This is a genomic window from Komagataeibacter saccharivorans (assembly GCF_004348195.1).
Classification (GTDB): Bacteria; Pseudomonadota; Alphaproteobacteria; order Acetobacterales; family Acetobacteraceae; genus Komagataeibacter; species Komagataeibacter saccharivorans.
In genome coordinates this window covers 729080-749443 of record NZ_CP036404.1, presented here as the reverse complement: position 1 = coordinate 749443, position 20364 = coordinate 729080, and the positions used below count along the sequence as shown (strand labels likewise).

At 60.0% G+C, this 20364-nt stretch carries 18 protein-coding genes, 1 tRNA gene and 1 pseudogene; 11 read left to right on the top strand and 9 right to left on the bottom strand.

What is annotated here, in order from left to right; genetic code table 11:
- Positions 1-5 precede the first annotated feature (5 nt).
- Entirely contained in the window at positions 6-1712 is a 1707-nt protein-coding gene (locus KSAC_RS03220; protein ID WP_207918758.1) for a class I SAM-dependent DNA methyltransferase, read from the top strand.
- A gap of 22 nt (positions 1713-1734) precedes the next feature.
- Here the strand turns inward: KSAC_RS03220 and mtnK are convergent, their stop codons facing one another.
- A complete protein-coding gene (gene mtnK, locus KSAC_RS03215) occupies positions 1735-2967 on the bottom strand; it encodes an S-methyl-5-thioribose kinase (RefSeq protein ID WP_132304195.1) in 1233 nt (410 codons plus the stop codon).
- A 155-nt stretch (positions 2968-3122) separates the two neighbouring features.
- Here mtnK and bfr point away from each other — a divergent pair, with 155 nt between their 5' ends.
- Entirely contained in the window at positions 3123-3608 is a 486-nt protein-coding gene (gene bfr, locus KSAC_RS03210) for a bacterioferritin (protein WP_102323615.1), read from the top strand.
- A 106-nt stretch (positions 3609-3714) separates the two neighbouring features.
- On the opposite strand, the gene KSAC_RS03205 is transcribed toward bfr, so the two are convergent.
- A complete protein-coding gene (locus KSAC_RS03205; protein ID WP_243705291.1) occupies positions 3715-4341 on the bottom strand; it encodes a hypothetical protein in 627 nt (208 codons plus the stop codon).
- 171 nt (positions 4342-4512) lie between these two features.
- On the opposite strand from KSAC_RS03205, the gene KSAC_RS03200 reads away from it, so the two are divergent.
- A complete protein-coding gene (locus KSAC_RS03200) occupies positions 4513-4962 on the top strand; it encodes a Fur family transcriptional regulator (protein ID WP_102323617.1) in 450 nt (149 codons plus the stop codon).
- Positions 4963-5011: 49 nt separating this feature from the next.
- Here the strand turns inward: KSAC_RS03200 and KSAC_RS03195 are convergent, their stop codons facing one another.
- Positions 5012-5263 carry a hypothetical protein gene (locus KSAC_RS03195; protein ID WP_243705290.1) on the bottom strand — a complete coding sequence of 84 codons (252 nt, stop codon included), beginning with the start codon at positions 5261-5263 and terminating at the stop codon, positions 5012-5014.
- A 470-nt stretch (positions 5264-5733) separates the two neighbouring features.
- Between KSAC_RS03195 and pgm the strand changes: the two genes are divergently transcribed.
- Positions 5734-7401: a phosphoglucomutase (alpha-D-glucose-1,6-bisphosphate-dependent) gene (gene pgm / locus KSAC_RS03190; protein WP_132304191.1), complete on the top strand. Its 1668-nt coding sequence runs from the start codon at positions 5734-5736 to the stop codon at positions 7399-7401.
- A 432-nt stretch (positions 7402-7833) separates the two neighbouring features.
- Positions 7834-7980, top strand: coding sequence for a hypothetical protein (locus KSAC_RS17215; RefSeq protein ID WP_162900467.1), 147 nt, complete (start codon positions 7834-7836; stop codon positions 7978-7980).
- A 48-nt stretch (positions 7981-8028) separates the two neighbouring features.
- Here KSAC_RS17215 and KSAC_RS03185 read toward each other — a convergent pair whose 3' ends face one another.
- The 3 genes from KSAC_RS03185 to ruvX all read right to left on the bottom strand — a co-directional run bounded on the left by KSAC_RS03185 (position 8029) and on the right by ruvX (position 11355).
- A complete protein-coding gene (locus KSAC_RS03185) occupies positions 8029-9663 on the bottom strand; it encodes a dihydroxyacetone kinase subunit DhaK (RefSeq protein WP_132304189.1) in 1635 nt (544 codons plus the stop codon).
- Between the two features lie 90 nt (positions 9664-9753).
- Positions 9754-10716: an MIP/aquaporin family protein gene (locus KSAC_RS03180; protein ID WP_118963199.1), complete on the bottom strand. Its 963-nt coding sequence runs from the start codon at positions 10714-10716 to the stop codon at positions 9754-9756.
- Positions 10717-10875: 159 nt separating this feature from the next.
- Positions 10876-11355, bottom strand: a complete 480-nt coding sequence (ruvX, locus tag KSAC_RS03175; protein ID WP_132304187.1) for a Holliday junction resolvase RuvX — start codon at positions 11353-11355, stop codon at positions 10876-10878.
- Between the two features lie 76 nt (positions 11356-11431).
- Here ruvX and gatC point away from each other — a divergent pair, with 76 nt between their 5' ends.
- The 4 genes from gatC (at position 11432) to KSAC_RS03155 (ending at position 14846) form a co-directional block, all read left to right on the top strand.
- Positions 11432-11719, top strand: coding sequence for an Asp-tRNA(Asn)/Glu-tRNA(Gln) amidotransferase subunit GatC (gatC, locus tag KSAC_RS03170; RefSeq protein WP_102324202.1), 288 nt, complete (start codon positions 11432-11434; stop codon positions 11717-11719).
- A gap of 1 nt (position 11720) precedes the next feature.
- Positions 11721-13208 carry an Asp-tRNA(Asn)/Glu-tRNA(Gln) amidotransferase subunit GatA gene (gene gatA / locus KSAC_RS03165; protein ID WP_132304185.1) on the top strand — a complete coding sequence of 496 codons (1488 nt, stop codon included), beginning with the start codon at positions 11721-11723 and terminating at the stop codon, positions 13206-13208.
- On the top strand, positions 13205-14653 hold the full coding sequence (gene gatB, locus KSAC_RS03160) for an Asp-tRNA(Asn)/Glu-tRNA(Gln) amidotransferase subunit GatB (protein ID WP_132304183.1): 1449 nt from the start codon (positions 13205-13207) through the stop codon (positions 14651-14653). Before gatA ends, gatB begins: the two co-directional genes overlap by 4 nt.
- A 100-nt stretch (positions 14654-14753) precedes the next feature.
- Positions 14754-14846 (top strand) — tRNA-Ser (locus KSAC_RS03155).
- 122 nt (positions 14847-14968) lie between these two features.
- On the opposite strand, the gene KSAC_RS17485 is transcribed toward KSAC_RS03155, so the two are convergent.
- A complete protein-coding gene (locus tag KSAC_RS17485; protein WP_243705289.1) occupies positions 14969-16048 on the bottom strand; it encodes a tyrosine-type recombinase/integrase in 1080 nt (359 codons plus the stop codon).
- Positions 16049-16130: 82 nt separating this feature from the next.
- Here KSAC_RS17485 and KSAC_RS03145 point away from each other — a divergent pair.
- A pseudogene (locus KSAC_RS03145) lies at positions 16131-16717 on the top strand (IS5 family transposase); the annotation flags it as partial.
- Positions 16718-16752: 35 nt separating this feature from the next.
- Positions 16753-17253, top strand: coding sequence for an SDR family NAD(P)-dependent oxidoreductase (locus KSAC_RS03140; protein ID WP_243705288.1), 501 nt, complete (start codon positions 16753-16755; stop codon positions 17251-17253).
- Between the two features lie 63 nt (positions 17254-17316).
- Here the strand turns inward: KSAC_RS03140 and KSAC_RS03135 are convergent, their stop codons facing one another.
- Positions 17317-19089, bottom strand: coding sequence for an AMP-binding protein (locus KSAC_RS03135; RefSeq protein WP_132304181.1), 1773 nt, complete (start codon positions 19087-19089; stop codon positions 17317-17319).
- Between the two features lie 15 nt (positions 19090-19104).
- Entirely contained in the window at positions 19105-20352 is a 1248-nt protein-coding gene (locus KSAC_RS03130) for an MSMEG_0569 family flavin-dependent oxidoreductase (RefSeq protein WP_132304179.1), read from the bottom strand.
- Positions 20353-20364 lie beyond the last annotated feature (12 nt).

The following is a 20364-nucleotide window of genomic DNA, read 5'->3' as shown; positions in this document are numbered from 1 at the left end:
CAGATATGCATCGCCCGCTACTTACGGCTGGCGCCATCTGGCGTATCGCTGATCTGTTACGTGGCGCGTTGCAGCCGGATGAGTATGGGCCGGTCATTCTGGCCTTTACGGTGCTGCGTCGTATGGAGCAGGCCCGCACTCGCTCCGCTGCCGGACTGGCGGGTGTAGCGCAGGCGGTGGACGGACTTGCGACGTTCGAGACCTTGCTGGCGCGGCTGCCCCGTTCCGTTCAGTTCATCATGACGCAGCTTGATGTGCGTGCGCTTGCCCACCGTCTGGCGCAGGCGGAACTGCTGGACGCGGTCGCAGCGCATTTCGCGGCCCTTGATCTGGCGCCTGCGCGTTATGGCACCGAAGGCATGGCGCGCCTGTTTGAGGAACTGGTCCATCATTTCACCACCAGTCGGGGCACGGGCGTGCATTACACCCCGCCGGAGGTCACGGACCTTATGGTGGATCTCGTTTTTGCTACCGATACGGTCCCCACGCGACATGATCTGTATGACCCTGCCGCCGGAACGGGCGCGTTGCTGGGGCGTGCGGCGGACCGGTTGCAGACGCGGGGGACGGAAATACGCCTGTTCGGTCAGGAACTGGGCCAGCAGTACTGTGCGCTGTGTCGGGCCGATCTGTTGCTGCGGGGGCAGTCGCCTGCGCAGATTACGCAGGGCAATACGCTGACGGAAGACGGACACGGGAAGCGGCATTTCGCCCGCATGCTGGCCAATCCACCGTTCGGGCTGGACTGGCGCAACATCCGCTCCGCGATACAGGCGGAACATGCCCGTGGTTCAGCCGGGCGTTTCCCTGCCGGATTGCCCCGTTTGTCGGATGGGTCGATGCTGTTCATGCAGCATCTGCTGGCAAAGATGCGCAGCCCCCGCCATGGCGGCAGCCGTGTGGGGGTTGTGACCCATGCGGGCGCACTATCTGGTGGCGGCGCGGAAAGCGGGGAATCCGCCATTCGGCGTTATCTGGTGGAACACGATCTGATCGATGCCATCATTGCCCTGCCCATGGGCATGTTCGTCAATACCGGCATCGCTACATATGTGTGGATACTTGATAACCACAAGCCCGCCGCCCGGCAGGGTAAAGTGCGACTGATTGATGCCTCCTTCCTATGGCGCAGGGCGATGCGCAGCAGTGGTGAAAAACGTCGAGAAATGACGCCGGGGCACCTCAGCGCCATCATGGAAGCCTGCATGGCAGGCGCGGAGATGGATGTGGTCCTGCATGAGGGGGAAGATGGCGCAGCGGAGCACTGGGACATGCTGGCAGCCGATGCGCCGCAGGAAAGAGTCCCCTGTCACGACCCGGATACCCCTTTTGACGGAGGTGATGGGATCGACTGGCCATCAGCATCCCGTCGGATGGGATTTTCGCGCATTGTGGCAGGGCGGGATTTTCTCTACCGCAGCCTCGTGGTCGAACGTCCGGTGTATGATGACGCACCAACCCGTACGGTATTTCTAACCGATATGGCGCAGGACCCGCATGCGTGGTTCGCCAGCATGATCCGGCCCCATGATGCCGAAGCCCGACTGGATATGACACGGGCGCAGGTCGGGTGCGCGATTTCGTTTCCGCGCTATTTCCATCGCCCTGCCCCGCACCGACCGGTGGAGGAGATCGTGCGGGACCTGCACCACTCCATGGACCGGCTTGCGGCCCTCATGCCTGATATGACGGGGAAGAAGCAGGCGGAATAACTGTTACAGGGTCAGGGTGTGTTTACAGCCCTGTCTTTTCCCGTTCGCCCAGACTGAACAGGAAGTCGCCTATCGTCACCACCTCCGCGTGATGTTCGAGTACATGATAGGCAAAGGCCAATGCCCCCGCACGGCACGCGCCACGCTGCTGTGGATCAGCTATGGCGTCAAAATCCGCAGTATGTGCATAGCCGATAAGGCGGCGGATGATCTCGACCGCGGCAAAGCCGATTGTATCAATCAGGATTTCATCAATGAACGCCTGCTGCGCCACACGCGCCGCCGGTCCGTAGGCAAGCGGACGGAGTGTGCCAGCAGGCGCTGCTTCATTCATGTTCCATAATATCAGGAACTGTTCCTGAAAGCAGGCCCAGAAGGCCGCTATGTCCCGCAATGTCGCCTGTCGCGCGGCGTGGTCCGGGGTGGCGAAATAATGCAGGACAAGATTGCCGATGAACATGCCGCAATCAAATCCGATAGGGCCATACAGGGCAAATTCGCCATCAATCACGCGCGTATCGTCCGGCGTGCTCATGATCGAACCGGTATGCAGGTCGCCATGCAGCAGGGCCTGTGGCTGCGACAGGAACCGGCGGCGCAGGTTCTCGACCGCCATCAGGGTCGCCGCACTGGATCGGATATCCAGCACGATCGGGGTCAGTTCCGGTTCTTCCCAGTGGTTGCGCGGATGGTCACGGTAGGGATGGTCAAGCACCAGATCGAGCGTGATGCGCGTCAGGGCCTGATTGGCGCAGAAAATGCCCCGTGCCGTGAATACGTCCTCAAACGGGCGGGCAAGCAGCGATGTGCCGAATGTGGTGTGGGCCACGAATGTTGCGATGCGCGGGGCCACGCCCGGCCAGTCCACGCCCTGCATCAGGGCGGAGCGCAGGACGGTATGGCCAGACAGGCTTTCGACAATCAGGACATAGAGTACCGGGTCAAAATGCAGGAATTCGGTCGTTAGCGCACCGGCCAGAGGCTGAACGGCGCGTAGCCATTCGGCCTCGAAAAACGTGCGGTCGAGTGGCATTTTCCATGCTGGATCGACACGGACATGGGGTAATGACTGTTTAAGGCAGACTTCCCCCGTATGGCCGGTAACGATAAATACGTTGTTCAGGTTGCCGTCGCTTACCTCGAGCACCTGCCAGTGTTTCACCGTGCCGCCAAGGCGCGCGGCAATGTCCGGCAGACCCGCGATCAGATCGCGGATGCCGACTGCATCCAGCGTGCGGTAGGTGGTATGGTTCATGCGGTCGTTTCCTGCCACGGACTGCGTGCGGCCCGTCGGCCACGATTACGTCAGGGTTGCGCGCAGGCGACGGTTATGCAACGCTTTTTTTAACGCACCGCAGGTTGCAACAGGAGTAACCTGGGCGGCAGACAGGCAGGATGGGAGCACGATCCATGATTAAAGACCCCAAGGTTATCGAACACCTTAATACACAGCTTACCAATGAACTGACGGCCATCAACCAGTATTACCTGCATGCCCGCACGCTGCGCCACTGGGGCGTGACCCTGCTGGGCAAGAAGGAATACGAGGAATCGATCGAGGAAATGCGTCATGCCGACTGGCTGATCGAGCGCATCCTTTATCTGGGTGGCCTGCCCAACGTGCAGCGTTACAACCAGATCCTTGTTGGTCAGGACGTTGAGGAAATCCTCAAATGCGACCTGAAGCTGGAAGAAAAGGCGATTGGCGACCTGCGTGAAGGCATCGCCTATTGTGAAAGCGTGCGCGATTATGTCTCGCGTGATCTGCTGCTCAAGATCCTGGTGAATGAGGAAGAGCATGAAGACTTCCTTGACCGTCAGTTCGACCTGATCAAGCAGATCGGCATTGAACGCTACATCAAGCTGAACTCCGCCGCCGCTCCCGATCAGGACTGACCTGATCCCCTGCCCGTTCGCGGGCAGACCATGGCGGTGACTGTTTGCCGCCCCTGACGCCCTGATGCGCAGGCCAGTCGATATGGCCCGCGCTTCAGGGCGTTTTTCATACGCCCCCTGTCTGGGCGAGGGCCGCGCTACGGGGCCACATGACATGGGCGCTTGCCATGTCGGCATCATGCCAGCGCAGGGTGCCAAGGCTGCCAGCCCCTACAGGCTGGTGGGCCCCGTTGGCTGCGTGCGCGGCGGGGGCTGCATTTGCACCGTCCGTTCCCCGCCCGTGGTTCCAGCGCAGGCGCGTGACAGGTACCCTGCCCGATGTCGTGGTGCCCTGCCCCCGGCGTGGCAGCCAGTAGCCTGCACCCGCCATGCACGCGCCAAGCTGGGTAATGGCGGCGGCAAAGGGCGAAAGCACATGATGATGAAGGAAAACGGGCCTTAGCGCGCGACGCACCTCCGCCTCGCGTCCTTCCTGTGCGGCGGCGGCGGCGGCCAGAAAGTGATTTTCCGTGCGGGTCAGCCGCGTGGCGCTGCATATCGCCACATCCACCGGCTGGGCCTGAAAGGCGCGCAGCCGGGCCAGCGCCATATGGAATGCATTTGCCACAGCGGCGAAATCCGCCCGGAAAAATGGTAGCGCCAGCCCCGGTACGGTGGAACGGTCATGGGGGTTGCCGTTCAGGCGGCGCACGCACCAGACCAGCAGGCGTTCGCTGCACGAAAGATCATTCATGAAAACTGTCGTGTCGGTCATCATCCGCTCGGGCCGTAGCAGAGCCCGCTCCCTGTTGTGTCGGTGATGATTGTATAATGCGAAAGATTATCAATTGCAATTAAAATCGATAGCCCGAACTGCTTATCCCTACTGGACCCCCATGGTCTGTTTGGATTACGTTACAGAGCAATGAAAGAGCAGACTTCCCCCGATTCTCCCCTTGCGGATCTGTGCCGTCAGCGTGGCCTGAAACTTACAGGCCAGCGTCGGACGATCGCCTTTGTCCTGTCAGACAGCGATGATCACCCGGATGTGGAAGAATTGTACCGCCGTGCGGTGGCCGTGGACTCCCGTATTTCCATTGCCACCGTGTACCGTACCGTCCGCCTGTTTGAAGAAAATGGAATTCTTCAACGGCGCGATTTCGGCGGCGGTCGTGCCCGCTATGAAGTGGCCGATGGCGACCATGGGGATCACTATCATCTGATCGATGCCGACAGCGGTAAGGTGATCGAGTTCGAGAATGCCGAACTCGATGCCCTGCTGGATACCATCGTGCAGCAGATGGGCTATGGTCTGGTCACTACCCGGCTGTCCGTTGTCGGCCGCAAGAAGGCAAAGACACGCGGCGGGAACTGAAACTGTTCCTGCCCCGACCCACTTTACCAATTATGGTCTGATAAGCCGGTCAGTTCCGGTCCGGCTGGCATGAACCGTCACGTGGCGGGGCAAGCCAGTTGGGATGACGCTGCTCTATCCATTCCAGCATACGGGCGCTGAGCCTGCGGAGTGCCGGCACGTCTTCGGCCAGCAGGATGATGCCCAGCGGCAGCATCCACAACCCGAGTATGGGCAGAAAGCTCAGCACGCCCCCCAGAATCAGCAGGCAGCCAAGAATCCCACGCAGCCATGCCCTGCCGGGCTGAAGCAGCCAGATCATTGCCCGCTCGCCGCGCGCAGGCAGGCGCCGGAGTAACCGGTCTAGCCTTTCCCGGCGCTTATGCTCATCCGATAGTGGGTGGCGTGGGCGGGTATCAGCCATCATGGGATCGTTCATGCCGGTACAGATGGGCATTCCGCGAGAATGTTGCAACCGGCACGCGCGATCGTGAGCGGTAGTTCAGGAAACGAAAGCGGTCTGGATAAGCATATAGTCCTGTGCGTCCGGGATGCAGGCAGATGGTCAGGTCCATGGTTTGGGGTGGACGCCCATCAGACCTGCCTGTAAGGAAATTTATATGTGTTTTTTGGTAGCGTGGTTCTCGTCAGGGTCATGCCTGAAGCAGGCGGGAGGAGAGGCGTTGCTGGTTGTCGTATCTGTCCATACGGTAGGCCCGATCAACGCAGTCCATTGAAAAGTCACATTTAACCCTACAGAGTGTTTGCATTACCATATTTTGGGAGCAGTCAATGTCCAGCATCAGTCATTTTGCCGGCAAGCCGGTCGATCCGGACCGTCTTGTCAATATCGATGCCCTGCTGGATGCCTATTATACCCGTAAACCCGATCCGGCCATTACGGCGCAACGGGTAGCGTTCGGAACATCGGGACACCGGGGTTCATCGCTGACCACCAGTTTTAATGAAAATCATATCCTGTCGATCAGCCAGGCCATCTGCGATTATCGGAAGGGTGCAGGCATTGATGGTCCCCTTTTCATCGGGATCGATACGCATGCGCTGTCCCGGCCTGCGCTGAAATCGGCACTTGAGGTATTTGCCGCAAATGGTGTGGAAACCCGTATTGACGCAAAGGACGGCTACACCCCTACCCCCGTCGTTTCGCATGCCATCCTGACCTACAACCGCGACCGCAGCAGCGCGCTGGCCGATGGCGTTGTCATCACTCCGTCTCACAACCCGCCGGAAGATGGTGGTTTCAAATACAATCCCCCCCATGGTGGCCCTGCCGATACCGATATTACCAAGGTGGTGGAAACCGCAGCCAACGATTACATCGGCAAAAATATGGAAGGGGTGAAGCGCATTGACTATGAAGCAGCGTTGCAGTCCCCAACCGTGCAGCGTCACGATTACATAACGCCTTATGTGAACGATCTGGCAGCGGTCGTGGATATGGACATTATCCGTGACAGCGGCATTTCCATCGGTATCGACCCGCTGGGCGGGGCTGCGGTGGATTACTGGCAACCCATCATTGACCGCTATGGCATCAATGCGACCGTTGTCAGCACGGAGGTCGATCCCACCTTCCGGTTCATGACGGCGGACTGGGACGGGCAGATCCGCATGGACTGTTCCTCCCCCTACGCCATGGAACGCCTTGTGGGTATGCGCGGGCGTTTTGATATCGCTTTCGCCAACGATACCGATGCTGACCGGCATGGCATCGTGTCGGGTCAGTATGGATTGATGAACCCGAACCATTATCTGGCCACCGCCATCGAATACCTGTTCAACAACCGCGGCAGTTGGGGCGCGAATGCCGCTGTGGGCAAGACGGTTGTCAGCAGCAGCATGATCGACCGGGTGGCGAAGGAACTGGGCCGCAGGCTGGTTGAAGTGCCTGTCGGGTTCAAATGGTTCGTTGACGGGTTGTATAATGGCTCCCTTGGGTTCGGGGGGGAGGAAAGTGCCGGTGCGTCCTTCCTGCGTCGTGATGGCACGGTATGGACGACGGATAAGGACGGCATCATCATGGGCCTTCTTGCCGCCGAGATCACGGCCCGTACCGGTCGTTCCCCCGGTGCCGCGTATGAAGACATGACGGGCCGCCTTGGCACGCCGTACTACGCCCGTATCGACGCCCCGGCCAACCCGGAGGAAAAGGCACTTCTGAAAAACCTGACCCCCGAGCAGATCGGTATGGATGAACTGGCCGGTGAGCCGATCGAAAGCACCCAGACCCGTGCGCCGGGCAACGACGCGGCAATCGGGGGGCTGAAGGTAAAAGCCATGGACGGCTGGTTTGCAGCGCGTCCATCCGGCACGGAAAATGTTTACAAGATCTACGCTGAAAGCTTTAAAAGCGAAGAGCATCTCAAGCGCATCCAGACCGAGGCACAGGCAGCCATTTCCGCACTGTTCGCCAGGGCGGCGGAAAAACAGCAGGGCTGATTTTTCGGGGTTTCCTGCACGACCTTTTCCGTGCAGAGACAGAACGGCAATCGTGAACACCGGGCGGGACGTTTTTTCTTCCGTCTGGTGTGACGATGCGACACAATGTAATCCGATAGTCTAAAGAGGAGGCCGTTATGCGTTACCTCATCGATCAGACACGCGAGGGATTCGAAGTCGCGAAACTGCTCGGCATGCTGGCTGTTGAACGTTTTTTCCGAAAACAGGCTGTCCGCTAGGGCGGACATAAACGGACACGGATCGGATGGAACATCCTTCCTTCCAGCACCGCTACCGCTGCTGCGCGCGCATGCGTGAAATGGTGTCTGTTGAACTGCTTATGCGGCGCTGTCCGGTTTTTACACGCAACCGTGGTGCGGTCGGGCGGTTAACTCCCCTTGAAAGCCAGAATAGCTGGAGAGGAGAAAACCAGTGCGCAACCTTACGCGGATGATGTTTGCCGTGGCCATTGTTGGCTGTCTTGCCGGGTGTGACAAACCCAAGCCAGCCGGTGGCGGATCGGACGGCGGCGGTGGCCCCGGTGTCAGCACGCATGGCGGTACCGCACCGCAGCAGTAATATCATGAAATGAGGGGTTGCCTGCCTTCGGGGGCACCCCTTCTTTCATCAGCCTTCGGATAGCCCTTCCAGCAGGCGGGCTACGGCTTCCGCGCCGGGGTCGGGCACATTACGGACATGTGCACTGGGCACGTAGGCTGCACGGCCCGCACGGGCGCTGTTCATCGTAGTGGTTGAATCGGCCCCCTTGCGGGCGGCCTGGGCGGCCTGCCGCAACGTGCCGCCATCAGCCAGTGTTTCCAGCGCAGGGTAAAGCGCATCAATCATGGTGCGGTCACCCGGTCTGGCGCCCCCGCATTCCATCATATGGGCCAGTCCATCGCGCAGGGCCTGCTGCCACGGTTGCTCGCTACGTCCGGCGGCCGAGAACATGATGGCGAACAGCACGCCGCTCGAACCACCCGCATGCTGGGTCAGGATATTGCCGATTGTAGTCATGAGCTGGTGCGGGTCATCCATGGGCAGCCGGTCGATGGCGGCAATGATGTCACGGGCCGCACCGGCAAAGGTGGAACCCGCATCGCCATCCCCGATCTTGCCATCCAGTTCATTAAGTGGCGCTTCGTTGGCCACCAGAATGTCCGCACCGCGTTCCAGCAGACCTGCCATCGTGGCATTGCGGGTTGGCTTGTAAGGGAACGGATCGGGCATTTCGGGCATGGGCACGATTGCAGGCGCGTCCAGCGGCGCGATACCGGGCCACGCATGTGGCTGGACAGGTGCCTCAAGGGCCTGCCGGATGGTATCGTCCAGTTCAATCAGGGTGAGCGAGAACCCGTTCATGTCCAGTGCGGTCATCAGGGATGCCGGACCGATGATGTGCGAGACGTGGCGCGCCAGCGGTACATGGCTGAAGGATTCCAGCAGCAGCGTCATCTCCACCTCCGGCACGCAGCCGAGGTTGTTGAGCAGCAGGGCGTGACGGCTGTCGCCTGCATTAGCGGGCAGACTGGCTTCCAGCGTGGCGGCGGCCCTGTGCATGAGATCATTGGCGCTGGCCAGTGCGATACGCTGCGCGCCCGGCTCACCATGGATGCCAAGGCCCAGTTCGGCCTGATCGGCTGTAAGGCGGCTGCCGCGCCCCGGCTCGTACGGATTGCAGTCCTCAAGCGCCAGGCCGATGGTGCGCATACGCTTTGCGGCCATGCGTAAGAAATCGGCAATACGCGCCAGATCCCAGCCCTGCGCGGATCCGTAACCGGCCAGCTTGTGCGCCAGCACCGTGCCCGCAACGCCGCGTGGTGTGGTGGAATCCGGCAGGGCGATGTCGTCACCGATAATCACGACTTCAACCTGTTTGCCCATCGTGCGGGCGCGTTCAGCTGCAAGGCCGAAGTTCAGCCGGTCACCGGTATAGTTCTTGACGACAAGAAGGCACCCGGCCTCTCCCGTCGTGGCAAGGATGGCCGCCACGATTGCGTCCACACATGGCGAGGCGAACAGCGCGCCGCACACGGCAGCCGTCAGCATGCCCCTGCCCACAAATCCGGCATGGGCGGGTTCATGTCCGGACCCGCCACCGGAAATGATGGAAACCTGTGTCCGGTCCGGTTCGCGCTGCATGATGACGCAGGTATCGGGGTAACCATCCAGTCGGCACAGGTGCTGCCCTGCGGCAGAGCGCAGGAAACCGTCCAGAGATTCAGTTACGATTGTGTCTCGCGTATTGAAAAAACGCTTCATTATTATGCTTTCTCCCTCGGCGGCCCATGGCTGGCGGCGCGGCTGGTGAATATGGCCGCGAATGCCCGCCTGACAAAACAACGGATTATGTCAGACGTGGGTTGCGCCGGGCGCGGTCCCCTCTCCCGCCGGTTCTGATGCCGGAGGGATGTGGAGGTGATCATCGGGGTGGTTCAGCTTGCGGTGCGGGTCATCCAGTCCTGGCACACGACCATGATGGCCGAAATTGACCAGTCGCGCTTCAAGCAGGTGCAGTTTGCCTAGTAAATTCATGCGGATGGCCATGACGGCAAGTGACGCCCCTGCAAACGGCCCGACCACATAAACCCATAATCCCGCCCATTCCCCCGCGAACAGGGCCGGGGCCAGTGTCCTGGCGAAATTGACGCTGTTGCCGGACAGCCATGCCGTAATCGGGTTCATGACAAGGAAAAACAGCCCGCCGGACCACGGCGTGATGAATTTCCAGCGCGGATGGGCTGCAAGCCAGTACAGCATGGCAATCAGGGCTGCGGTCACGAACATTTCCGACCACATCGCCCACCAGATGGATATGTGGTCATACGGCACCGTCGCCCCGTAATGCACGGCCACGGCCATATTGCCCCACCATGCCACCAGTTTTCCGGCTTCATACACCATCGCCGTACCAAGGAAGGCCCCGATCACCTGCGCGATCATGTAGTTGAAGGCATCGATCCCCCCAATGCGTTTCGCCAGTGAAAACGCCAGCGTGACGGAAGGATTGATATGCGCCCCGCTGACCTTGCCAAACGGGGTCATGGCTGCCGCCGTGCCCGACAGGCCAAAACACAGCCCGCACAGCGCGGTCTGGATGTAGGGGTGGTGAAGCAGCGGGGCCGATAACGGACTGCCGGGTGCGGTAAGGAGGATAACCGCGCTCAGGCCCAGAATCATCAGGACGGCCGTGGCTACCGCCTCACAGAAATACAGCTTCCAGTGGAACGGGTTGTGGGGATGTGGATCACCCGCCAGTGGGCGGTCATGCACATGAATATGCAGGTAAGGCAGGTGCAGATGCGGCAGACGCATGGCCGGTCTCCTCGTATTTTGGCACGTAGGGTCCGGCAGTCTGGCAGACGGGAATGATGCCTTCTGATATGCGCCGGTGGTGGCAGGGACCATAGCAGCCCCTGCCCCGACCGGGTCGGTGTTTAGAACAATCCAGTCATGCCATCACGAGTTCGCAATTCATTCCTCCGCAGCGGGCGTGATGGAGGCATCAAGGGCCGCCTGCAGGATATAGGCGGCGGCCATCCGGTCCACGACCTCCCCCCGGCGCTGGCGGGTCATGTCGGCTTCCGCGATCAGGAAGCGGTTCACGGCGGATGAGGACAGCCGTTCATCCCACATCGCGGCAGGCAGTCCGGTCATGTCCGACAGGTTGAGCGTCCAGTCCCGCGCCGCCTGCGCTGCGGGGCCAAAGCTGCCATCCAGCGAAAGGGGCAGGCCGACCACTAGCCCGCCGACATCCTGTGTATGGGCGATCCGGCTGATTTCGGCCGCGACGACAGACAGTTTCCCGCGCTTGAGCGCCATATGGGGCGATGCCAGCATCAGCCCCACATCCGACAGGGCGACGCCGATTGTCTTGCGTCCGGGGTCCAGCCCCAGCAGGCGCTGGCCCGTGCGCAGGCGGGAACGGAGATCGGATATGTTGAACAGGGGCATGGTCGGGGGTATGTTCCTCAGCAGGTCCTGCGCCGCAGGATATTCTTCCCCTGTTACGATGGAAAGTTATTGCTTCATGTCGCTTGATCCCGCGACCGTCCGCCGCATTGCCAGACTGGCACGGATTGGTATTGACGAGTCTGATCTTCAGTCCCTGCAAGGGGAGCTTAACGGGATCCTCGGCTGGGTCGAGCAGCTGAACGAGGTCGATGTCGAGGGGGTCTCCCCCATGGTCGGCACGGGCCACGCCGCCCTGCGCACGCGTGAGGACGTGGTGACCGACGGCAATTGCCGTGAGGCCGTCCTGTCCAACGCGCCCGATGCTGTTGGCCCCTTCTATACCGTACCCAAGGTTGTTGAATAAAATGAGCCTGACCGAACTGACGATTGCCGATGCCGCGGCTGGCCTGCGCAAGCGCGCCTTCAGCGCCGTGGAACTGGTGCGCGCCCATACGGACGCCATTGAGGCGCTGAACCCGCGCCTTAACGCCTATATCACCCCCACATCCGACGCGGCCCTTGAAGCCGCGGCCCATGCCGATGCCGCGCTGGCGCGGGACGAGGCAAAGCCGCTGACCGGTATCCCGCTGGGTATCAAGGATCTGTTCTGCACTACGGGCGTGCGGACCACGGCGGCCAGCAATATCCTGAAAAATTTCGTTCCCCCATACGAAAGCACGGTCACGGCCAACCTGCTGCGCGATGGCGCGGTGTTTGTCGGCAAGACCAATCTTGATGAATTCGCCATGGGGTCGGCCAACATCACCTCGGCTTTCGGGCCGGTCGAAAATCCGTGGAAGCGCAAGGGTGAGGCCAATACCGTGCTGGTGCCCGGCGGTTCGTCCGGTGGTTCAGCCGCAGCTGTTGCAGCCGGGCTGGCCATGGGTGCTACCGGCACTGATACCGGCGGTTCCATCCGCCAGCCCGCTGCCTATTGCGGCATTGTGGGGCTCAAGCCCACCTATGGCCGGTGCAGCCGGTTCGGCACGATTGCCTATGCCTCCTCTCTCGATCAGGCGGGACCCATGGCGCGTAGCGTGCGTGACTGTGCCATCATGCTGCAGTCCATGGCCGGGTTTGACCCGCGTGACAGCACCAGCGTCGACAGGGACGTGCCGGATTATTCGGCAGCCATTGGCCGCAGCCTGAAGGGGCTGAAGGTTGGTATTCCGCGTGAATACCGTGCCGAGGGCCTGTCGGCAGAAATCGGTGCGGCATGGCAGCAGGGTATCGAATGGCTTCGGGCCGCGGGCTGCGAAATCGTGGATGTGTCCCTGCCCCACACGAAATATGGCCTTGCCACCTATTACATTGTGGCCCCTGCCGAGTGTTCATCCAACCTGGCCCGTTATGATGGCCTGCGTTTTGGTGAGCGCGTGGAAGGCCAGACGCTCGATGCCATGTACGAAGCAACCCGCCGTGCGGGTTTCGGACCGGAAGTGCGTCGCCGCATCATGATGGGCACCTATGTCCTGTCCGCCGGGTATTACGATGCCTATTATCTGAAGGCGCAGAAGGTCCGCACACTGATCCGCCGCGACTTTACGGAATGCTTCCAGCAGGTTGACGTATTGCTGACCCCCACCGCGCCGACACCTGCCTTTGCGCAGGGTGAGCAGAGTGATGATCCGGTCCAGATGTACCTGAACGATATCTTCACCGTTCCTGCCTCCATGGCGGGTATGCCCGCCATGTCGGTGCCGGTCGGGCTTGGGGATACGGGCCTGCCGCTTGGCCTGCAACTGATCGGTCGTCCGTTTGATGAGGAAACCCTGCTGGCCGCAGGCAGCGCGCTGGAAAGTGCAGCGGGCTTCACCCACCGGCCTGCCATCCGTGCGGAGGGCGCGAAATGAGCTACACGATCGAAGGCAAGACCGGCACATGGGAAATCGTGGTCGGGCTTGAAGTCCACGCACAGATCATAAGCCACTCGAAACTGTTTTCCGGGGCTTCCGCTTCCTATGGTGGGGAGCCGAACACGCATGTCAGTCTGGTTGATGCCGGTTTTCCGGGCATGCTGCCCGTCCTGAACCGGGAATGTGTGGCACAGGCCGTTCGCACGGGGCTGGGCCTGCGTGCGCGCATCAATCTGGAAAGCCGGTTTGATCGCAAGAACTACTTCTATGCCGATCTGCCCACGGGTTATCAGATCAGTCAGTTCACCCACCCCATCGTGGGCGAAGGCACGGTCGAGATCGAGCTGGTCGACGGTACCGTACGTCATATCGGCATTACGCGCCTGCATATCGAGCAGGATGCTGGCAAGTCCATGCACGATCAGGACCCTGCACGCTCCTTCATCGATCTGAACCGTGCCGGTGTGGCCCTTATGGAGATCGTAAGCGAGCCGGATATCCGTAATCCGGAAGAAGCTGGAGCCTATCTGCGCAAATTGCGCCAGATCCTGCGCTATCTGGGCACATGCGATGGCAATATGGAAGAAGGGTCCATGCGTGCGGACGTGAACGTATCCGTGCGCAAGGCCGGTGAGCCGTTCCGTACGCGTTGCGAGATCAAGAATGTCAATTCCATCCGCTATGTGATGCATGCTATTGAGGTCGAGGCCGCGCGTCAGGTGGAAGTATGGGAAGATGGTGGCGAGGTGGATCAGGAAACCCGCCTTTTCGATCCCGCACGCAATGAAACCCGCTCCCTGCGCAGCAAGGAAGATGCGCACGATTACCGCTACTTCCCCGATCCTGACCTGCTGCCGCTGGTGGTGGAACAGGAATGGGTGGACGAACTGGAACGTGCCCTGCCCGAACTGCCGGATGACAAGCGTGACCGTTTTATCAGGCAGTACGGTATCCCCCGCTACGACGCCAGCGTGCTGGTCGCCGAACAGGCGATCGCCGATTACTACGAGGAAGTGGCAAAGGGCCGCGATGCACGCCTTGCCGCCAACTGGGTCACGGGTGACCTGTTTGGCGCACTGAACCGTACTGGTCGCACCATTCAGGACAGCCCCATCTCGGCACAGGCGCTGGGTGGCATGCTGGACCTGATGGCCGACAAGACGATTAACGGCAAGATCGCAAAAGAAGTGTTCGAGGACATGCTGGAGACCGGCGACAGCGCGGCCGACATCGTGGAGCGTAAGGGGCTGAAGCAGGTAACCGATACGGGTGCGATCGACGCGGCCGTGGCGGACGTGCTGGCGCGCAATGCCGACAAGGTGGAAGAATACCGTGGCGGCAAGGATCGTCTGTTCGGCTTTTTTGTCGGTCAGGTGATGAAAGCCATGGCTGGCAAGGCTAATCCGGCCATCGTGAATGAAGCCCTGAAAAAAGTTTTGTAAAAAAGGGCTTTTACGCATTTTAGGGCTTTGCAGGGGGGCAGCCACAGGCTAAAAGCACCCCTGCAAACGCCGTGTTACTTGATAATGCGCGCTCTTCGGCGGAGGGGTGGCCGAGTGGCTGAAGGCGGCGGTTTGCTAAACCGTTATACGGTGTTAAGCCGTATCGAGAGTTCGAATCTCTTCCCCTCCGCCAAAACTTCTTGAAAATAAACAAGAAATTGCCAAGCGCCCCACGGGGCGCTTTGGTCGTTTCTGAACGGTTTTTCAGGCTGCTGTGGGGGAATTTGTGGGGACCCCTGCAAAAATCTGCTCCGCCTAGAACTGGACCCGCTCCTGTTCCTCGACGGTCAGGAAGCCCAGATAATTCTGTTCGGTCACCTTCACCGAACTGTGTCCAAGGTGCCGCGATAGACGATAGATATTCCCCCCTTCTTTCAGCCACCGCACTGCAAAGGCATGCCGCAGGTCATGCACCCCGAAGCGCCGGAACAGCGGATTGTCACGCAGGATGCGTCGCATGATCTGGGCATGGTTGGATGAAAAATTGGCGAACGGCTTGCCAGTGGTGCCGCTGGTGTAGAGAAATCCGGATGCGGCCCCGTCTTCCAGTGCTCTGGTGGCATTACCGCTTGGTGGGTGCCAGTTGATAGTGCGAGGCCTGCTGGTCTTGGTTTTGGTCAGCAGGATCTGGTGGCTTCGGCTGTCCACCTGCCATCGCTCCAGCATCACGGCTTCATTCATGCGCATGCCTGTCTCGGCCAGGATGGTCAGGATGCCTGCAATCCCCGGTGGCGCCGCGTCGATCGCGGTCTGTATTTCCTTGCGGGTGGGCGGACGTTTTGGTTCACGGCGTTCGCGGATGATCGTGCGGTCAAAGGCCTGCACCGGATTATCTGTCCGCCAGCCGATCGAACAGCAGAAACTGAGCAGTCGGGACAGGGCGGTCAGATCGCGCTGGATGGAGGCGTTGGAGATGGCTTTCCCCTTCCCTTTTCCTTGCGTTTTTATTGACCCGTTGCGTTTACGGTCGCTGACCCAGTCGGCGATGTCTCGTGTCGTGATGGAGGCTACCATCAGAAATCCAAACCGTTCGTCAAAGCGACGGATACTGGACAGGTAGCGCTTGCGGACAGAGTCTTTCACGCCGTCCAGTCCTTCTCCAGCCCAGCGCACCACAGCAGCCTTCCATGATTCCTCGCCAGGTACGTCCAGGGCAGTCCGTTCCAGTCTGAGGCGCAGCGCTTTTATGCGCCTTTCCGCTTCCCGCGCATCATCTGTGAATAGGCTCTGTCGATATCGTTCTCCGCGAATGACGATTTCCGCCCACCACGTATCGCCGCGAAGGAAGCAGTTCTTCGGTTTTTTGGCTGACTGTCGACGCGGTGGCTTTGGCAATTAGGCTCAGGACTCATTGATTTGAGGTGAGAAATCTGATTCAGGCTCTGTGAGGAGACTGAAGATGAGTGATCTGTATTGCAAGACACTCTACAACCGCTGGAAGCGCTGGAGTGCGATCGGGATCTTCATCAGAATGATGGATGGTCTGGCTGCTGGACAAGAAGAGCCTCGGACCATCATGATTGATGCGAGCTATTTCAAGGCACATCGTACGGCTTCGAGCCTGCGACTCAAAAAGGGCATCTAGGTCGCCTGATCGGTCGCACAAAAGGCGGTATGAATACGAAGCTGCATGGCATCACCGATCAGAACGGACGACCGCTGAGCTTCTTCATGACGGCGGGGCAGACCAGTGATTATACAGGTGCAGCAGCCCTTCCCGACAGTCTTCCCATAGCCCAATGGATGCTGGCCGATCGCGGGTATGACGCAGATTGGTTTCGGGATGCCTTGGAGGGGAAAGGGATAAAGCCCTGCATTCCTGGCCGGAAATGTCGTGGAAAACCGGTCAGATACGACAGGCGGAAATACAAACGCCGCAGCCGTATCGAGATCATGTTCGGAAGAATAAAGGACTGGAGATGGGTCGCAACACGTTATGACAGATGCCCGAATGTCTTCTTCTCAGCCATATGCCTCGCTGCAACCGTCATCTTCTGGTTATGAGTCCTGAGCCTACCTTCGCCGATGAAATCCGGCGCGTGCTGCGCGAATGGGGTACGGAGCGTTTCAATTATCTGGTCAACATGGCCGGAACGTCCCATAGCGGGCTGTTTGGTGAAGTGACGGAAGAGGATTTAGACGCTGCCTATCGCGTCCACGCCAAAGGTCCTTTTTTCCTGACCCAGACCCTGTTGCCGCTGATCACGGACGGTGGCCGGATCGTGAACATCTCATCCGGCCTGACGCGCGTCGCCTATCCCGACCGGGTTGCCTATGCGGCCATGATGAAGGGGGCGGTAGAAGTCATGGCGCATTACATGGCCAAGGAACTCGGGTTTTGCCGCATTGCCGTCAATACGGTAGCCTCGGGTACTATCCAGACGGATTTCTTGGACGGTATGGTGCGGCATAACCCGGACGTTGCCCGTCACATCGCGGAGATCACCGCGCTGCCCTCCCGGATTACCGGAAGATATCGGCCCGATGATTGCCTCCCTGCTGTCCGAGGACAATCGATGGGTGAACGCGCAGCGGATTGAAGTCTCTGGCGGCCATGCCATCTGAACGGGCCGTTCCACAAATGGCATGCCGCAATGCTACCATCAGGATACCAGCAGACGTTTGCGTGTAATCTTGCCAGATACGGTGGTCGGCAGCTGCCTGACAAAGCGGACTTCCTTCAGACCAATCCAGCGCCCGAGGACTTCGTGGACCCGTGCTACGATTTCGTCGGCAGAAGGGGCACATTCCGCCTCGGAATCAGGAACCACGTAGGCGACAGGTCGCTGCCCCCTCAATTCGTCGGGGGTCGCGACCACAGCACAGGCATGAACGGCAGGGTGTGAAGCGATGATCTTTTCGATCTGTACGCCCGAAATCCGCCGACCTGCGACCTTTATGACGTCGTCAGAACGACCGAGCATATGCACGGCACGGTTGGCTTCGATCATGCCTTCGTCGAAGGTACGATAATACCTGCGTGTTTCATCAAGATACGCTGCAGGAGCACGGATCGCCCTGTCCTTCCAGACACCCGCCAGACAGCCAGGAGGCAACGGTAGGGAGAGAACAATCTCGCCGCACCGTTCCTCCGGTATGGACGGCACGGTGGCTGGACGGAATCCCGGCGCAGGCCGTCCGATATCATTCATGAGCGCCACCGGCTCACGCTCGGGCAGGCCGAAGAAATGGGCGGTGATGCTCCACCCGGTTTCGGTCTGCCACCAGTGATTGACCACGGGTTTGCGAAAATAAGACCGCGCCCAGTCCAGCAGGGTTGGGTCCGCATATTCCCCGGCCACGAGGATACGGGCCGGCGCGGGTAGTATCGCTCCTGACAGATGGCGGCTTTCCTGTCGCATGAGTCGCATCTGTGTTGGCGTCGTGAACAGGCATTTCACATCATGCTCATGACAGAGCGCGTGAATGGCGGAAGCAGATGCGCCCCCTTCCACGATTACGCTGGTGCAACCGCTGATCAGCGGCGCATAGACGCCATAGGAATGGCCTACGACCCAGCCAAGATCCGATGTGGTGAAGAAGGTATCACCGGGTTTGCAGCCATAGATCAGTTCCATGGACAGCGCGAGCGCTACGGCATGACCACCGTTGTCACGCACAATACCTTTCGCATGACCTGTCGTACCAGATGTGTGAAGAATATAGAGAGGATCTTCGGAACGCAGCATAACCGGCTCTGCTGGCGCGAAGTGTTCCAGCATGTGGAAATCATGATCCCGCATCGGCAGAAGTGAGGCCGGACAGGCTTTGCGCTGCACGATCACGCAGGCCTGTGGCCGATGCGTAGCCTCGGCCAGTGCCTCATTCAGGGCAGGTGCGGACGGGATTGCTGTCTGCCCCTGAAAGCTGCAACTGGCAGTGATGATGACTTTGGGGGCCACGTCATCAATCCGGCGCGCCAGTTCCGGCCCGGCATAACCCGCAAAAACCACGACATGTACGGCACCGATCCGCGCACAGGCCAGCATGGCGATGGCTGTTTCGATCATGGTGGGCATGACGATCAGGACACGGTCGCCTTTTTCCACTCCAAGCGAGCGCAGACCACCGGCAAACCCGGCTACCCTGCCCTGCAGTTCCCGGTAGGTTACAACCTGTCGTTCTTTTGTGGCGCAGGAATGCCAGATCAGCGCCGCCTGCCCGCCGCGTCCATCCTGCACATGCCGGTCCACGGCATTGTAGCAGGTGTTGAGCGTGGCATCGGGAAACCAGTCATGCCAGCCATCCGTCCGTGCCCTGCATGCGGTCACTGGCGGCTGCTTCCATGTGATGCGCCGTGCGGCATCCAGCCAGAATGCCTCTGGCTGGTTCAGGGCTGCGTCATACATCGCTTCATATGTTGTCCATGGAAGCATGGCGCTGTCCTCCGCTCAGGCTACGGGCACGTCTTTGCCGGTGATTTGGCTGGCCAGCCACGCCGCATCACGCGAGATACCGGAGAACCGTCCCGATCCCCATGTGTGCAGCCACGGCAGGCCGAGGAAGTAGAATCCCGGCACGTCGGTCACGCCGCGATGCCAGACCGGTTTGTTGGCCCCGTTGAAAACCGGCACGTCGATCCAGCGATAGTTTGGACGGAAGCCAATGCACCAGACGATCGAGGTGATCCCGGCAGCCTTCAGGTCGAGCGGCGTGTTGCTGCCATCAGGCTCCCAGACAGGTGCGTAAGGCGCTTCGATGGGAGCGCTGATCCCTTCACGCGCAATGTAGGCGTCGATCGATCTCTTGATGTCGGCATTGGTCTTGTCTGCATCATCAAGGTTTTCCGCAAGATCCGGCGCGAAATGTGCCACTTCATCGCGGATTGTCTCAAGCGTGCCATGCAGCTCCACGCCCTCCCGGGCAAAGAGCCGCAGATCAAGATCATGGCCTCCATTTCGGCCGGTGACATAATGATTGGTTTTGTCGCGTGCGCCGTCACGCAGGGGGTGATTATCCACCGTCAGATCGTAGAAGTGCATATCCGCAAGCCAGTCCACCACGTCGCGGCCACGGTAGAAGCGCGAGACACGCGGGGCGGAGCCGACGCAAAGGTGGACCTTGCGTTTTTCAAGAAACAGGTCCTCGACGATCTGCGCACCGGACTGACCGCTGCCCACGACCAGAACCGCGCCGTCCGGAAGCTGGGCGGCATTGCGGTAATCCTGCGAGTGGACCTGAAAGATTGATGGATCGATGGCACTCGCATAGCCGGGGATAACAGCGTCCTGATAGGCACCTGACGCGATGACGACATGCTTTGCATGCCATGTCTCTCCGCCCGCCACCACGCGGTACCCCCCGCCTTCATGGCGCGTGATGGAGGTGACAGCCGTGTGTTCGCGCAGCGGTGGGTTGAACGAGTTAACAAAGCCCTTCACGTATTCGATGATTTCCTGCTTCACCATGAAGCCGTGAGGATCGCTTCCTTTGTAGGGATGACCGGGGAGTTCGCACTGCCAGTTCGGTGTGACCAGGCAGAAATTGTCCCAGCGTTCATCGTCCCACGAATGGCAGGCCGTCTTTGCTTCAAAGACAATGTGCTCTACCTTCTCACGACAGAGATACCAGCTCATGGAGAGCCCGGCCTGTCCGCCACCCACGATAATGACGGGAATGCTTTTTTCGTTCTGTGACATGGTCGTTTCTTT

Bases quoted from the DNA above. Each gene is read 5' to 3' on its own strand.
- KSAC_RS03180 (WP_118963199.1), bottom strand. From the start codon at position 10,716: ATGCGTCTGCCGCATCTGCACCTGCCTTACCTGCATATTCATGTGCAT.
- KSAC_RS03200 (WP_102323617.1), top strand. From the start codon at position 4,513: ATGAAAGAGCAGACTTCCCCCGATTCTCCCCTTGCGGATCTGTGCCGT.
- ruvX (WP_132304187.1), bottom strand. From the start codon at position 11,355: ATGCCCCTGTTCAACATATCCGATCTCCGTTCCCGCCTGCGCACGGGC.
- pgm (WP_132304191.1), top strand. From the start codon at position 5,734: ATGTCCAGCATCAGTCATTTTGCCGGCAAGCCGGTCGATCCGGACCGT.
- KSAC_RS03205 (WP_243705291.1), bottom strand. From the start codon at position 4,341: ATGAATGATCTTTCGTGCAGCGAACGCCTGCTGGTCTGGTGCGTGCGC.
- KSAC_RS03135 (WP_132304181.1), bottom strand. From the start codon at position 19,089: ATGCTTCCATGGACAACATATGAAGCGATGTATGACGCAGCCCTGAAC.
- KSAC_RS03185 (WP_132304189.1), bottom strand. From the start codon at position 9,663: ATGAAGCGTTTTTTCAATACGCGAGACACAATCGTAACTGAATCTCTG.
- gatA (WP_132304185.1), top strand. From the start codon at position 11,721: ATGAGCCTGACCGAACTGACGATTGCCGATGCCGCGGCTGGCCTGCGC.
- KSAC_RS03195 (WP_243705290.1), bottom strand. From the start codon at position 5,263: ATGATCTGGCTGCTTCAGCCCGGCAGGGCATGGCTGCGTGGGATTCTT.
- KSAC_RS03220 (WP_207918758.1), top strand. From the start codon at position 6: ATGCATCGCCCGCTACTTACGGCTGGCGCCATCTGGCGTATCGCTGAT.
- bfr (WP_102323615.1), top strand. From the start codon at position 3,123: ATGATTAAAGACCCCAAGGTTATCGAACACCTTAATACACAGCTTACC.
- mtnK (WP_132304195.1), bottom strand. From the start codon at position 2,967: ATGAACCATACCACCTACCGCACGCTGGATGCAGTCGGCATCCGCGAT.
- KSAC_RS03130 (WP_132304179.1), bottom strand. From the start codon at position 20,352: ATGTCACAGAACGAAAAAAGCATTCCCGTCATTATCGTGGGTGGCGGA.
- gatC (WP_102324202.1), top strand. From the start codon at position 11,432: ATGTCGCTTGATCCCGCGACCGTCCGCCGCATTGCCAGACTGGCACGG.
- gatB (WP_132304183.1), top strand. From the start codon at position 13,205: ATGAGCTACACGATCGAAGGCAAGACCGGCACATGGGAAATCGTGGTC.